Raw genomic sequence first — 13698 nt, 5'->3', positions numbered from 1 at the left:
ATTATCCCTAATTCACCGATGGATTACGCATCGGAAGTTTAGGTTTAAGTGATATGAAATGATTGATCATTCCATCATCACAAAACCTTTAAGTTAATCGATAAACTGTTCCGACTGAATATTCAATTCAATGTCCCAATGCTTAAATTGCACTTGCTCATCATGCAAATCTGCAACCAGCAATGGCCATTGTTTGGCATCACCAGAAACGCTGAGTTGCCATTGTTGCTCATTCTCTACCGCCAATTCAATGGCAGGAAGCATCTCATCGCTACGACTATGATTCAGTAAAACAGCAAGACGGAGTAACAAACACAAGTACACAAGCTTGTTGCCGCCCACTTTTAGCACTTCTAATTTGGCATCTACTCGCAATTTACGACGATGATGAGCGACCAAATGTGACAAATGGTTTTGATCAATTTGTGAAAAACCAGGAATGTCTGAATGTTGTAATAAGTAAGCACTGTGTTTTTGATAACCACTATGGCTAATGGCTAAGCCCATCTCATGCAAATAAGCAGCTCGACGCAAAAGATCACTATCATCACTGTTTAAATTTAATGTACTGGCCACGGCATTAAACAAATGTTGTGCTGTTTCTACGACACGCTCAGCTTGTTTTGCATCTGCACCATAGCGCCCCATCATTGCCTGTACACTACGATCCCGAATATCTTCATGTTGGAAACGGCCTAATAAGTCATACATTACACCTTCACGTAATGCCCCATCAGAATATACCAGCTTATCAATATTCAAGACTTCAAAAACAGCATAAAGGATCGCTAAACCCGCAGGTAATACAGCTCGACGGTCTTCTTTTAAGCCTTCAAACTCCATATCTGAAATATTTTTAAATTTCAGCAATTTATCTTTTAACTTTTCTAAACCTTCTCGAGTAAGATTTTCTTGCTCATCACTCCAGCCCATATTGACAGCAATTTGACGACACGCTTTGATGGTTCCACTAGAACCGACCACAGTATCCCAACCCGCAGCTTTATAGGTATTTGCAATCGAAGACAATTCTTTTCGTGCGGCAACCACAGCTTTATCAAAAGCCTTGTTATTAATATCGCCCTCGGCAAAATAGGCTTTAGTAAAAGCAACACAGCCCATTTGTAAAGATTCGGTATGAATCGGCTCAAACTCTTCACCAATAATCAATTCAGTAGATCCACCACCAATATCGATCACCAGACGACGACCACTATTGGCCATAGTATGCGATACACCCAAGTAAATAAGTCGAGCTTCTTCTCGTCCCGCAATAATTTCGATGGGTTTTGGCAGGATCTCAGCTGCTTTTTGAATAAATTCATGCCCATTTTTAGCTTGACGTAGCGCATTTGTCGCTACAATTCTGAGGCGAGTGGGCTGTACTGAACTTAAACGTCCAACAAAACGCGCTAAGCAAGCCAAGCCTCGTTGCTGTGCAGCTTCAGTTAAGTTTTTATTTTCATCTAATCCAGCCGCAAGCTGAACCTTTTCTGACATAGAAGCAACTTTCTTAACTTCACCATGATCCACACGAGCAATTGCCAAATGGAAACTATTTGACCCCATATCAATCGCGGCAAGTAATTCTTCATCAATCAAAAAATCAGACATTATTTATACAAACTCATACTGAATTGTTGCTTAGATTAATTCACATACACGCTTTTTAAAAGCCATTTATTTAGACAATTTGATGAGTCATTATTTTTTCAGCATATATGACAATTATGTGACAGTTTCACTGATTTTCTAAAGATCCGATTGTAAATATCGTGAGCATCAATTGGACAAACTCACAAATTAGAATGAAAATTTAAGCATCCCCCTACATTGTTAAAGATGACTATGTAATACTTATATCCATAGATAGATTCATCTTTAAAATATTTTGGAGCAAAATCCATGTCTGGCAATATCGTAAATACCACTGATGACAACTTTGATGCAGATGTACTTCAATCTGATATCCCTGTAATCGTAGATTTCTGGGCTGGCTGGTGTGCACCGTGTAAAGCGATTGCACCCGTTCTTGAAGTACTTTCAACTGAATTTGAAGGTAAAGTTAAAATCGTTAAAGTTGATGTGACTGCATGTGAAGCAACTGCGGTCAACTATAACATTCGTAACATTCCAGCGTTATTGATGTTCAAAAATGGTGAAGTTGTTGCTCAACAGATTGGTGCAGTGCCAAAATCTAAATTAACTGCATTCATTGAAGAAAATATTTAATTTGCTGAATTTATACATTATTTGTATAAATCTAGGAAAATGAGAAATACGCTTGATTTTCTAGCGTATTTTTTTTCGACTATAATTTGACAAACTTGTTGATCTAACTTATATTCCATGCTCAAGGAACATTAGGATTCTCTTCCTGTTTCTTAAAGGACAACACATAAGATCGCCGTTCGGCAACAGAAATTGTTTTACATATTTCTCCTCGAAAGAACTACATAGATTCTGAGTTTGTTTTTGTGTCTATACAACTTCAACTCACCTATTACACTGCTGGCGACTTTTGCTTCTTTTCTCTTTATCTGTGTTCCACACATCCTTATTCAATCTGACCATTTATGAATTTAACTGAACTCAAGAAAAAACCGATCGGCGAACTCATTAAAATTGCTGAGTTTATGGGCCTTGAAGGAATGGCTCGTAATCGTAAGCAAGACATCATTTTTGCCATCCTCAAACGCCATGCAATGAATGGCGAAGAAATTTTTGGTGATGGTGTTCTTGAAATTTTGTCTGATGGTTTCGGCTTTTTACGTTCCGCTGCAGGTTCTTATCTTGCAGGTCCGGATGATATCTATGTTAGTCCTTCACAAATTCGTCGTTTCAATCTACGAACGGGTGATACGATTACAGGTACGATTCGCCCACCTAAAGAAGGTGAACGCTACTTTGCATTATTAAAAGTTAATCAAATTAACTATGACACTCCTGAAAACTCACGCAATAAAATTTTATTTGAAAACCTCACACCACTTTTCCCAACTGAGCAATTGGTTATGGAATTGGGTAATGGTTCTTCTGAAGATTTGACAGCGCGTGTAGTGGACTTAGTTGCACCCATTGGTAAAGGTCAACGTTCAATTATCGTAGCACCGCCAAAAGCGGGTAAAACAATGTTATTACAGAACATTGCTCAATCTATTGTGCGTAATAATCCTGAATGCTTCTTGATTGTACTTTTGATCGACGAACGTCCTGAAGAAGTAACCGAAATGGAACGTACTGTGCGTGGTGAAGTTGTTGCATCAACATTTGATGAATCTCCAGCTCGCCATGTCCAAGTTGCTGAAATGGTGATTGAAAAAGCCAAACGTCTGGTAGAGCATAAAAAAGATGTTGTAATCTTACTTGACTCAATTACACGTTTAGCACGTGCTTATAACACGGTTGTTCCTTCATCTGGCAAGGTACTTACGGGCGGTGTTGATGCACATGCCTTAGAACGCCCTAAACGTTTCTTTGGTGCTGCACGTAATATCGAAGAAGGCGGTTCTCTCACCATTATTTCTACCGCCTTGATTGAAACAGGCAGTAAAATGGATGAAGTGATCTACGAAGAATTCAAAGGTACAGGTAACCAAGAAATCATTCTTGATCGCCGTATTGCTGAAAAACGCGTCTTCCCAGCAATGAATATCAAAAAATCGGGTACGCGTCGTGAAGAGCGTCTCATGAACGAAGAAAATCTGCGTAAAGTATGGATTCTTCGTAAACTTCTTCATCCTATGGATGAATTAGTGGCGATGGAATTCTTATTAGATCGAATGAAAGAAACCAAAACAAATGATGATTTCTTTGATCAAATGAAACGTAAAGCTGCAAACTAATTCGATAAGTATTTAAAAAGGCTACTTTAATAGTAGCCTTTTTATTTGGTTGACATTATTTACATAAATATACAATCACCGAGTCTCAACGTTACAGAACATTGCAAATATTTAAATATATAAATTACGGACCAATATTTTTTATATTTATTAATAGCTTATTTATCAACAAACCAATCTAAAAGTGCAACTTGATTGTAAAATACTGTTAAAAAAACATCACTTTTTCATCAATTTGGTCAGTTTTTTTAAGATTAACAGTAGCAATTCAAAATGCGCAGTGATAGCATATTCGCATACCAGTTAGACTGCTCATGCAAAAAGCAAAAAACAGGCTAACTTGGGTTTTTTGTCTCAATTAAATTTATGAGAGTGATGCCATGTTATTCAAAAAAATCGCTATTGCTGCTGCAGTTGCTACTACTTTAGCTTTCGTTGGTTGTGCTAAAAAAACTGAAGAAGCTGCTGCTGACGCAAATGCTGCTGCTTCTCAAGCTGTAGAAGCTGCTTCTGAAGCTACTGCTGCTGTTGACGCTGCTGCTGCATCTGCTACTGATGCTGCTGCTGACGCTACTGCTGCTGCATCTGATGCTACTGCTGCTGCTGCAGACGCTTCTGCTGCTGCTTCAGCTGCTCAATAATAATCGCTTAGATTGTTATCAAGAAAAGAGAACCTTTTAGGTTCTCTTTTTTTTGCTATATTTTTTGTTAAAATTGGATTAATCATAAACAAGCCATATCACCTTCAAGTTAAACCTCTTTAGACCGTACTAACACGAATCCCTTAGAACTATATTTTACTTTTATTATCATCCTTTAAAATAACCGATCTAATCGGATAATCTTAGCCAACACTATAATATTTTTACTTATTTGTGTTTTTACAAAGACGCTTAGAGTTTTCTCAGATTAAAGTTATTAGCCATAAGAGCTTTGCTTATCAACAATTGCAACACATTCCCCCGCCTTGTTTTAACTAAAACTTCGTCTACGTAAAAATCCAGTTGATCATTTAATATTATGATAAAACGATATCAATCCTTGTCACAATCATTCCAACAAAGCTAGTTTATACAACTCTAGCGGCATTTATTTTTGCAATAAAAAAACCCCAAGCATATTGCTCAGGGTTTTTATCTTACAAAACTTTTTAGATTACAGAGCTTTCATCTTACGACATAAAGAGCACCAATTAATCTTCTTGTTCTGTTCCCACACGTTGTCTAAATTTTTGACCTGCACGGAATGTTACAACACGGCGTGCTGAGATTGGAATTTCTTCTCCAGTTTTAGGATTTCGACCTGGACGTTGACGTTTGTCACGTAGCTCAAAATTTCCGAAACCTGAAAGTTTAACTTGTTCACCTGCAATTAATGCTTGGCTAATCTCGTCAAAGAACAACTCGACCATTTGTTTTGCTTCACGACGGTTTAAACTCGTAAGCTCACTTAAATGATCAGCCATTTCTGCTTTTGTTAATGCTGTCATGAGGCCCTCAATGTCGCTTGATAAGTGTCTTCTAACACTTGAATAATATGATCCATACCGGATTTAATCTCAGCATCTTCGAGTGTACGTGATGGATGTTGCCATAACAATGCAAATGCCAATGAGCGTTTACCTTGTTCAACACCTTGCCCTGTATACACATCAAATAACCAAGTAGAGTCTAAAAGCTCTCCACCCGTTTTTTCGATAAGTTGCTGAATTTCACTAACATTAATCTTATCACTAATTACAAGCGCAATATCACGTCTAACCGATGGAAATCGTGATAATTCTGTAAAATTAGATACATAAGTTTGCAAAACAGCCGATTGGTCGAGCTCTGCGATCCAAGTTGTGCTCAAATCCAGTGCATTTTCCAAAGATGGATGTAGACGACCTAAATAACCTACTGATTTACCATCCACGAGAATTTCCGCAGACTGACCTGGATGTAACCATTCACGATCAGAACGAACATATTCAACTTGAACACGTCCAGCTGCTAAAATTTCTTCGACCTCGCCTTTGAGATCAAAGAAATCCATAACTTGAGCTTTTCCATGCCAAGATTCAATTTGTTTTGATCCTACGGCAATCATAGCCAAAGTTGGAATCTGTTTCAAATCTTCTATACTTTTCGCGTTTTGATAATCAAAACGTAGCCCTAGCTCAAAGAAACGTACACGACTTTGTTGACGATTGATATTGTACTGAACACACGGAATTAAGCTTGAAAGAAGAGTTGAACGCATTACCGCCAAGTCACTTGAAATCGGATTTGCAAGCGCCAATGGATTTACTTGTGAATTCAATTGTTTTTCAAGTTTTAAATCTGCAAAACTAAAACTAATCGCCTCTTGATAACCGAGTGTTACTAACGTTTGACGTAATTGAGTCAGTTCAAATTGATCCTGATGTTGAGCAAGTTTTACATCAATCACTGGCAGACTAATTTGAATATTGTCATAACCATGTATACGCGCAACTTCTTCAATTAAATCTTGATAAATTGCCATATCGTAACGGTGTGATGGGGGAACAACAATCCATTCACCTTCAGCTTTTACAGTCACATCACAACCTAAACGTTGCAGTGCATCTGTAATAAATACAGTAGGAACTTGATAACCCAGCAATTGATCGACTTGCGCTTGATTCAATTCAATTGCTTCACGTTTAGGCAATAATTCAGTTTTTTCAGATACGGTAATTGGACCGAAATCACCACCTGCAAGGGCTTGAATCAATTGTGAAGCGCGTTGCATTGCAATCATAGGCAATTCAAAATCCACACCACGTTCATAGCGTTGTGACGCATCTGTATGCAAACCATAACGGCGTGCACGACCTGCGATATGTAATGGTGCAAAGAATGCAGACTCAAGGAAAATCTCAGTGGTTTCATCTGTTACAGATGAAGACAAACCACCCATGATGCCTGCGATCGCCAATGCTTTTACATCATCTGCAATCACCATAACATCTTCGGTCAATTCAATTTCTTGTTCATTTAACAAAACAAGCTTTTCATTTGCACTTGCCTGACGCACATGCACTGAACCTTGAACCTCATCACCATCAAACGCATGCAACGGTTGACCAAGTTCCATAAGTACATAGTTGGTAATATCAACAAGAATACTGTGTTGACGAATACCTGAACGTGCTAAAGCTTGCTCCATCCACTCTGGCGTAGGTGCTTTGGTATTTACATTTTTAATTACACGGCCTAAGTAACGAGGACAACCATCCGTTGTCACAACAACTTGCTTCTGGTCAGCAAGCGTAGCAGCAACGTCTTGAATCTCAGGTGCGGTTACAGGTAATTGGTTAATTACACCAATTTCACGTGCTACCCCACGAATACTAAAGCAATCACCACGGTTTGGCGTGATGCTGATATCGATAACATGATCATCAAGATTTAAATATTCTCGAATATTTGTGCCTACAGGTGCATCAGCAGGAAGTTCTAACAGTCCATCAATTTTATCTTCAAGGTCAATTTCTGAAGCGCCACAGAGCATTCCTTGTGATTCAACACCACGAAGTTTGCCTTTTTTAATTTTAAAATCACCTGGGAGTACTGCACCAATGGTTGCAACTGGTGCTTTCATACCAACACGTACATTTGGTGCACCGCATACGATTTGCAAAGGTTCGCCCGAGCCAATATTCACGGTGGTGACACGTAAACGATCTGCATCAGGATGCTGTACAACAGTTAAAACCTCACCAATCACCACACCTGTAAATGGTTTAGCTGCGGGAACTAGTTCATCAACCTCGAGTCCCAACATGGTCAGTTGATCAGACAAAGTATCGCTATCAATTGCAGGGTTGACCCATGTGCGAAGCCAATTTTCGCTAATTTTCATTTCTAAAACCTATATTCAATATCTATGAATTCCTCTCTGACTCTTTTTTAAAAAGAATCAGAACCCTTCGTCTCGTTATCTTGGACATCCCCTCTCCTCATTAGGAGAGGTCAGGGAGAGGTATAAATTTGTTAAGCAAATTGGCGTAAAAAACGCACATCGTTTTGGTAAAACATACGCAAATCATTGATGCCATAACGCAACATTGCGAAACGCTCTACACCAAGACCAAATGCAAAGCCTTTGTATTTTTCAGGATCAATACCCGCAGCTTGTAGAACATTTGGATGCACCATACCGCAACCCAAAACCTCTAACCAACGGCCACGCTCATCCATAATATCCACCTCAGCACTTGGCTCTGTGAATGGGAAATAAGACGGACGGAAGCGTACTTTTAAATCTTTCTCAAAAAATTCATTTAGCAGATTAATCAACAAACCTTTTAATTCTGCGAAGCTGGTATTTTCAGCAACGTATAAACCTTCAATTTGGTGAAACATTGGAGAATGGGTTTGATCTGAGTCACAGCGATAGACACGCCCTGGACAAACGATACGAATCGGTGGTTGCGAGGTTTCCATTGTGCGTACTTGTACACCTGAGGTATGGGTACGTAGCAAATGGTTTGCATCAAAGTAAAACGTATCATGCATCGCACGTGCAGGATGATGTCCTGGAATATTCAATGCTTCAAAATTGTGATAATCATCTTCAACTTCTGGCCCTGTCGCAACAGTAAAACCCGCTTTGGTAAAGAATTGACAAATACGTTCTTGAACCTGAGTAACAGGATGAATACTTCCTACAGCTTGCCCACGTCCAGGCAAAGTAATATCGATTGTTTCACTTGCTAGCTTTAATTCTAATTCAGCTTTCTGTAATTCAGTTTGGCGTTCAGTCAACGCTGTACTGATCGCTTCACGTACTGCATGAATTGCAGCACCCTGAACTTTACGCTCTTCAGGGTCCATTTTACCAAGTGCCTTAGATTGTTCCGCAAGCTGGCTTTTTTTCCCTGTAAATTGCACTCGTACTTGGTCGAGTGTAGTCAGGTCTTGAGCTGCTGCAATCGCAGCGAGCGCTTCAGTGGTCAGGGCTTCCAGTGACATAGTAACTCTCAAAGCAATATTTTAGAAAAATAATATAACTCTATATTCTAACAGTTTTTATGCAGTCGAATGAAGTTTCCGCTTTACAAAAAATACGATTAGTCACAACTTATTCTAAATAATTTGTATATTTCCCTGTTTGATTCCTGTTGAAATGCTAGAACTTTGATTTATAAAAAGTATAAAATGGATTTAATGTCGCTGAGATCTATAAAAAATGGCACTCGATCAAATCTGGAAACGTCAACTTACACTCGTCACTTATGGCAATGAGTATCTCACTCAAGGGATTAGTTTTTCTCGTTGGGTCAATCATGCCATTTTTAATCAGCATGCTTTTGGCTTCCGTGATTTAACCAACCAGCACCTATTGGCACAGCATTTTCAGATTTGGCTTGAAGGGCTGAAGAAACAAGGCGTGTATCGACTCAGTCTACATAGCTCTAGTATTTTAAATGATGAACAAAATCCAAATGCCAATGTTGAACTGTTAGCCATCCCCCACTTTATTGTTAGCCATGATCAACAAAAGAAAACCGCATGGATTTTTGGTAAAGAATTGGCTGAATGGTATAGCGCAGACAATGATTACGAAGCACCTGAAACGCAACGTCCCAATTTACGTACCGAGATTTTTTGGCGATATGATCTGAATGCAAAATTAATTAAACGAATTGAACAAGATTTAGTTCAACCCAATTGGGATGATATTCAAGTTTATACAGACAGTGAATTGTTCGATACCCAATATGCCAAAGGTTTTCCAGAACCTGTAAATAAAGATTTACCTTATTATGGATTAGATGAAACGCTATATACCACCGAGGATACAAGTCTTAAACTTGCGCTGTTACCCACTGACTATCAAGCTGATTACGCACACGAAACCTTCTGTCGTATCGATGCATTAGAATGTTTTATTTCTGCAAAATTAAAGCATCCCTATGATGAAAATGAGCAAATCATTAGTCCTGAAGAGCAAATGAATTTGCGCCATTTCCTCCAAAAAGTTGAAGATTTAAAATCAAAATTTATTGTTAAAGTTGCAAATCATTATAAATCTGCACGCTTAACGCCAAAACAAATTGCTTCGCCTTTTGACATGCATGACAATATCAAAATCGAGCAGCGTCAGGCTTTTAGCAACAAGACAAATCCTGAGCATAAACCAGGTAAAACAGGTGTTTTTGCATTAATTATTGTGACCATTTTAATCTGCCTTGCAGCTTATTATTTTGGACTATAATGTCTTATCTATTTGATAAAATGAATCTTAAAAAGAAAGCAACATTAAAGTTGCTTTCTCACTTCCATTAAGGCGAAACCCAAAAGATTTAAACCTTGCCATGCGTTTGGATTTGTCGCATTAACATGATCTGCTGCAAGTCCAATCCCCCAAATTTGATCTACAGGCGAGGCTTCAACAATGATCTGATCTGAGGTACTCAGTAGAAACGCTTTAAGATCATTGTCTTGAGAAAACTTAGCCAAATTACCTTGAACCACAATTTCATAACGATGAGCAATCCAAATCTCATCTTGATAATTTTTGACCAAACGACCTAATGCTTTTATTTTCTTAGGATCGTCTGTTTGTAAAATTTTCTGAAAAATATTCTCGTCATTAAATAGTTTGGCTTTCTGCGCCATCATATACTGTTCTGTACTTTGATAATTGACACCTTCAATTTCAAATTTTGCAGGAAACCATTGACTTAAACAGCTCTTGTCTATTTTTCCAGAAGTCTTTTGACTATGCCCCCAAAAACACAAATAACTATACTTTTGCCCGTTCTTTACTTGTTCTTGTAAAGTTGTTAAAAATTGAGAATCACTCATTTTATTGTCCTATGATTAATATCCCACTGATACGATACTTCTGTTATGCCATCACCATAATCAGAAAGAATCTCCTCTCCAAGTACATTTCCCCCTAATTTCTCATAGAAATGACGGCTTGGATTTTTATTGATCACGCCCAAGCGAATAAATTGATAATGCTTAGCTTGAGCATATTGATAAAAGCGCTCAAACATCTCACGACCAACACCTTGTTTTTGAATTTTCTTTAATAAATAAAAAGCATTAATTTCTGCGATATTATGCGTTGTATTAAAATAACCACTTAGAAAACCTGCAATTTGGCCATCTTGCTCATATACCAGTACATGGTGATCTTGATGCGAAAAAATCTGTTGCCAAAGCTGTACTCGCTTTTCGATATCTGCGCGATCTATAATTTCTTGCTTAATCATACCAGTATAGGTTTCATTCCAGCTTTGCAAATGTACTTCAGCAATCTGCTGAGCATCACCTATAACAGCTAATCGAATCATATCATCCTCATTTAATTGGGACTTATGTCGAAACCAAACTTTATACCCTTCAAAAAATTAGGTAAAAAACTTTTTTATATTGTTTAATCTTACATGTTTTTATCTATCGCATAACGACAGGAATGCGGAGAACGGGTGAAAATACTGCACATACCCCTGACCAAATCTAAAATGCTTATCACTTTGTATGCCAAGTAAAAACATAGCTGTCTATAGCACAACTTAAGATATCAGCTACACACATATATTCAATCAATACAAGGTATAGCAGGATAAGTTAACTATTTAGAGGCACTAGTGAGTTATGACGCGTCAAATAGACGCTAAAAATTGATCAATATCTTTTCGCGATTTTAAATGGATAAATCGAATATGTGAATATTGAGGATCATTCATCATCGTTATATATTGCTGACGATTTTTTTGATGCGTTTTAATCATCCACCAAATAATCGAATCACGACTAAACATTTTACCAAAACTTTCACGATTATTGGAATTTTCCCAAAGTCTGTGTCTAAAAACAGCACGACGAACAGCTCGTTGTATGGATTGGTAAAGATTAATATAAAAAGGAATATCTAACCAAATTACGGTATCGATATCTTGCCATTTGATATGCGTGGTTCGCGTATAATTACCATCGATGACAAAGCCAGATTTAGCTTGATCTAATTTGGTCTGAATTTTCTGAAAAAATATAGTATCGGTAGACTCTTGCCAATCATCCAACCAAAATAAATCATCCATTTCAATGTAGATGAGTTTTAATTTTTGAGCTAATTTTATTGAAAATGTTGTTTTTCCTGACGCAGAAGTCCCCACGACATTGATGCGTTTCATAGATTTAAGAACTCTCTAGAAATAAAAAGTAGCCAAACAAGCTACTTTAAATCACGCAACAACCCACTCATGATTCAATCATTTTAGATGATGTATATCAAAATAAGGGGCGTATGGTGAGTATCACTTTATGTTCATTTGCATGTTGATTGATATAATGCTCCACTGCTGTGACTTCACCTTTAACTTCAGCATCTGCACCATACATCACTTTTAAAACTTCCCCAACTCTGGGTAATAATTGCAACTCAACTTCAATTGCACCTTGTTGTAAACCTTCAATCTCAACACGCATATCTGCTCCATCATTTTCTATTGTTCATTGTTCTACTCTATGCGAGCTATTTCTAAAACAATAATGCTTTCACGTTGATATTGTGTAATGTGTATGCAAAGTTATTTGATTGTTTAAATCATTCACAAGGCCTGCTCAATCATCATAATCCAAATTATCCTCATCAATATTGATAAAATTTGCTGGTGGTGTAATTTCAAACCTGATGGCTTTAATCGTAAGATGATTGAGTAATTTTGCTTTTGCCACACGATGCATACCATCCATCACCTTGCCATCAGCAGATAGAATAATTGGATAACTTAAATCTGCCTGCTGTATCAATTGAAAATGTTCAATCATTTGCTGTGTTGTTGGATGTGTATCTGGAAACCAATACGCTTCATTGAGTTCTTGTATATTAGACAATAGAACTTCATCGATTGGGATGTCTCGGCTTAGTTCAACTAGATGATGTACATCCCAAATATAAGTGTCTTCACCAACTTGGCGAAAATGATATTGTTTACGCATAAGACTAGATTCACAATTTGGTCAATTCAGTGCCATAACAAAATAGTTAGAGCATTCATAATGACAGATTTTACTTCAACAGAAATTTCAATGATTAGTGCTGTATTTCAACAATCAAACTCAAAGGAAACTCAGCTCTAAAAGTTCCTGCAATAGTCTGAAAACAAACTTTTAGGTATAAAAAAGACCGCTATAAAAGCGGTCTTTTTTTTTAATCATCAAAGATGATTAAGCAGCTAATGCGCCTTTAGCTTTTTCAGCTAAAGCAGCAAATGCAACTGAGTCATGCATAGCGATGTCAGCAAGTACGCGACGGTCGATGATCACTTGAGCTTTTTTCAAGCCATCGATCATACGGCTGTACGACAAACCATTTTGACGAGCACCAGCATTGATACGCGCAATCCATAAAGCACGGAATTGACGTTTCTTTTGACGACGGTCACGGTAAGCGTATTGACCTGCTTTAATTACTGCTTGGAACGCTACACGATAAACACGTGAACGCGCGCCATAGTAACCTTTAGCACGAGCAAGAATTTTTTTATGACGGCGATGAGCCTGTACACCACGTTTTACACGAGCCATTTATAATCTCCTTAGATGTATGGGCACATACGACGAACTGAATTCATGTCACTTACGTGAACCATGACACAACCGCGCAATTGACGAATACGTTTAGCAGATTTTTTGGTCAAAATGTGGCGTTTGAACGCTTGTTTACGCTTGAAACCGTTAGCAGTCGCTTTGAAACGCTTAGCTGCACCACGGCGAGTTTTTAACTTAGCCATAACAACCTCTTTAAACACCTGTTCGGTACGTTCGCACCATTGCGACAACGACCTGCAGGTAAGGGAGGCAATATTCTAAATCATCTCTGTACA

15 protein-coding genes are annotated in these 13698 nt (G+C 37.9%); 4 read left to right on the top strand and 11 right to left on the bottom strand.

Annotation, left to right across the window (positions count from 1 at the left end):
* Positions 1-93: 93 nt before the first annotated feature.
* A complete protein-coding gene (gene ppx / locus ACG9ZL_RS03625; RefSeq protein ID WP_419359104.1) occupies positions 94-1614 on the bottom strand; it encodes an exopolyphosphatase in 1521 nt (506 codons plus the stop codon).
* Between the two features lie 291 nt (positions 1615-1905).
* Between ppx and trxA the strand changes: the two genes are divergently transcribed.
* The 3 genes from trxA (at position 1906) to ACG9ZL_RS03610 (ending at position 4486) form a co-directional block, all read left to right on the top strand.
* Positions 1906-2232 (top strand): thioredoxin, encoded by a 327-nt coding sequence (gene trxA / locus ACG9ZL_RS03620; RefSeq protein ID WP_004723035.1) that lies wholly within the window; start codon positions 1906-1908, stop codon positions 2230-2232.
* Between the two features lie 344 nt (positions 2233-2576).
* Positions 2577-3845 carry a transcription termination factor Rho gene (rho, locus tag ACG9ZL_RS03615; RefSeq protein WP_336953367.1) on the top strand — a complete coding sequence of 423 codons (1269 nt, stop codon included), beginning with the start codon at positions 2577-2579 and terminating at the stop codon, positions 3843-3845.
* 380 nt (positions 3846-4225) lie between these two features.
* Complete coding sequence (locus ACG9ZL_RS03610) at positions 4226-4486, top strand: hypothetical protein (protein ID WP_034609976.1); 261 nt, start codon at positions 4226-4228, stop codon at positions 4484-4486.
* A gap of 551 nt (positions 4487-5037) precedes the next feature.
* On the opposite strand, the gene ACG9ZL_RS03605 is transcribed toward ACG9ZL_RS03610, so the two are convergent.
* From ACG9ZL_RS03605 to pheS, 3 genes are all read right to left on the bottom strand, one after another.
* Positions 5038-5334: an integration host factor subunit alpha gene (locus ACG9ZL_RS03605; RefSeq protein ID WP_004723042.1), complete on the bottom strand. Its 297-nt coding sequence runs from the start codon at positions 5332-5334 to the stop codon at positions 5038-5040.
* Positions 5331-7712, bottom strand: coding sequence for a phenylalanine--tRNA ligase subunit beta (gene pheT, locus ACG9ZL_RS03600; protein WP_419359102.1), 2382 nt, complete (start codon positions 7710-7712; stop codon positions 5331-5333). The genes ACG9ZL_RS03605 and pheT overlap by 4 nt, the downstream gene beginning before the upstream one ends.
* A gap of 131 nt (positions 7713-7843) precedes the next feature.
* Positions 7844-8824: a phenylalanine--tRNA ligase subunit alpha gene (pheS, locus tag ACG9ZL_RS03595; protein WP_419359100.1), complete on the bottom strand. Its 981-nt coding sequence runs from the start codon at positions 8822-8824 to the stop codon at positions 7844-7846.
* Between the two features lie 217 nt (positions 8825-9041).
* Here pheS and ACG9ZL_RS03590 point away from each other — a divergent pair, with 217 nt between their 5' ends.
* Positions 9042-10070 (top strand): hypothetical protein, encoded by a 1029-nt coding sequence (locus ACG9ZL_RS03590; protein WP_419359098.1) that lies wholly within the window; start codon positions 9042-9044, stop codon positions 10068-10070.
* Between the two features lie 44 nt (positions 10071-10114).
* Here ACG9ZL_RS03590 and ybiA read toward each other — a convergent pair whose 3' ends face one another.
* From ybiA to rpmI, 7 genes are all read right to left on the bottom strand, one after another.
* The gene (gene ybiA, locus ACG9ZL_RS03585; RefSeq protein ID WP_419328073.1) at positions 10115-10663 is read right to left on the bottom strand and encodes a riboflavin biosynthesis intermediates N-glycosidase; all 549 of its coding nucleotides are present in this window, start codon (positions 10661-10663) and stop codon (positions 10115-10117) included.
* Complete coding sequence (locus tag ACG9ZL_RS03580) at positions 10660-11160, bottom strand: GNAT family N-acetyltransferase (protein WP_419359096.1); 501 nt, start codon at positions 11158-11160, stop codon at positions 10660-10662. The genes ybiA and ACG9ZL_RS03580 overlap by 4 nt, the downstream gene beginning before the upstream one ends.
* 312 nt (positions 11161-11472) lie before the next feature.
* Positions 11473-12003, bottom strand: a complete 531-nt coding sequence (locus ACG9ZL_RS03575) for a P-loop NTPase family protein (RefSeq protein ID WP_419359094.1) — start codon at positions 12001-12003, stop codon at positions 11473-11475.
* A gap of 97 nt (positions 12004-12100) precedes the next feature.
* Positions 12101-12298 (bottom strand): hypothetical protein, encoded by a 198-nt coding sequence (locus tag ACG9ZL_RS03570; protein WP_336953373.1) that lies wholly within the window; start codon positions 12296-12298, stop codon positions 12101-12103.
* Between the two features lie 135 nt (positions 12299-12433).
* Positions 12434-12811 (bottom strand): hypothetical protein, encoded by a 378-nt coding sequence (locus ACG9ZL_RS03565; protein ID WP_336953374.1) that lies wholly within the window; start codon positions 12809-12811, stop codon positions 12434-12436.
* A gap of 228 nt (positions 12812-13039) precedes the next feature.
* Positions 13040-13399, bottom strand: coding sequence for a 50S ribosomal protein L20 (gene rplT, locus ACG9ZL_RS03560; protein ID WP_004723060.1), 360 nt, complete (start codon positions 13397-13399; stop codon positions 13040-13042).
* A gap of 11 nt (positions 13400-13410) precedes the next feature.
* Positions 13411-13605, bottom strand: a complete 195-nt coding sequence (gene rpmI, locus ACG9ZL_RS03555; protein ID WP_002054552.1) for a 50S ribosomal protein L35 — start codon at positions 13603-13605, stop codon at positions 13411-13413.
* Positions 13606-13698 lie beyond the last annotated feature (93 nt).

Source organism: Acinetobacter legionensis, assembly GCF_048551735.1.
Classification (GTDB): Bacteria; Pseudomonadota; Gammaproteobacteria; order Pseudomonadales; family Moraxellaceae; genus Acinetobacter.
The sequence above is the reverse complement of the archived record's forward strand: the minus strand, read 5'-3'. Positions and strand labels throughout refer to the sequence as shown.

Excerpts from the sequence above, each read along its gene's own strand:
- ppx (WP_419359104.1), bottom strand. The coding sequence starts at position 1,614 with ATGTCTGATTTTTTGATTGATGAAGAATTACTTGCCGCGATTGATATG.
- trxA (WP_004723035.1), top strand. The coding sequence starts at position 1,906 with ATGTCTGGCAATATCGTAAATACCACTGATGACAACTTTGATGCAGAT.
- rho (WP_336953367.1), top strand. The coding sequence starts at position 2,577 with ATGAATTTAACTGAACTCAAGAAAAAACCGATCGGCGAACTCATTAAA.
- ACG9ZL_RS03610 (WP_034609976.1), top strand. The coding sequence starts at position 4,226 with ATGTTATTCAAAAAAATCGCTATTGCTGCTGCAGTTGCTACTACTTTA.
- ACG9ZL_RS03605 (WP_004723042.1), bottom strand. The coding sequence starts at position 5,334 with ATGACAGCATTAACAAAAGCAGAAATGGCTGATCATTTAAGTGAGCTT.
- pheT (WP_419359102.1), bottom strand. The coding sequence starts at position 7,712 with ATGAAAATTAGCGAAAATTGGCTTCGCACATGGGTCAACCCTGCAATT.
- pheS (WP_419359100.1), bottom strand. The coding sequence starts at position 8,824 with ATGTCACTGGAAGCCCTGACCACTGAAGCGCTCGCTGCGATTGCAGCA.
- ACG9ZL_RS03590 (WP_419359098.1), top strand. The coding sequence starts at position 9,042 with ATGGCACTCGATCAAATCTGGAAACGTCAACTTACACTCGTCACTTAT.
- ybiA (WP_419328073.1), bottom strand. The coding sequence starts at position 10,663 with ATGAGTGATTCTCAATTTTTAACAACTTTACAAGAACAAGTAAAGAAC.
- ACG9ZL_RS03580 (WP_419359096.1), bottom strand. The coding sequence starts at position 11,160 with ATGATTCGATTAGCTGTTATAGGTGATGCTCAGCAGATTGCTGAAGTA.
- ACG9ZL_RS03575 (WP_419359094.1), bottom strand. The coding sequence starts at position 12,003 with ATGAAACGCATCAATGTCGTGGGGACTTCTGCGTCAGGAAAAACAACA.
- ACG9ZL_RS03570 (WP_336953373.1), bottom strand. The coding sequence starts at position 12,298 with ATGCGTGTTGAGATTGAAGGTTTACAACAAGGTGCAATTGAAGTTGAG.
- ACG9ZL_RS03565 (WP_336953374.1), bottom strand. The coding sequence starts at position 12,811 with ATGCGTAAACAATATCATTTTCGCCAAGTTGGTGAAGACACTTATATT.
- rplT (WP_004723060.1), bottom strand. The coding sequence starts at position 13,399 with ATGGCTCGTGTAAAACGTGGTGTACAGGCTCATCGCCGTCATAAAAAA.
- rpmI (WP_002054552.1), bottom strand. The coding sequence starts at position 13,605 with ATGGCTAAGTTAAAAACTCGCCGTGGTGCAGCTAAGCGTTTCAAAGCG.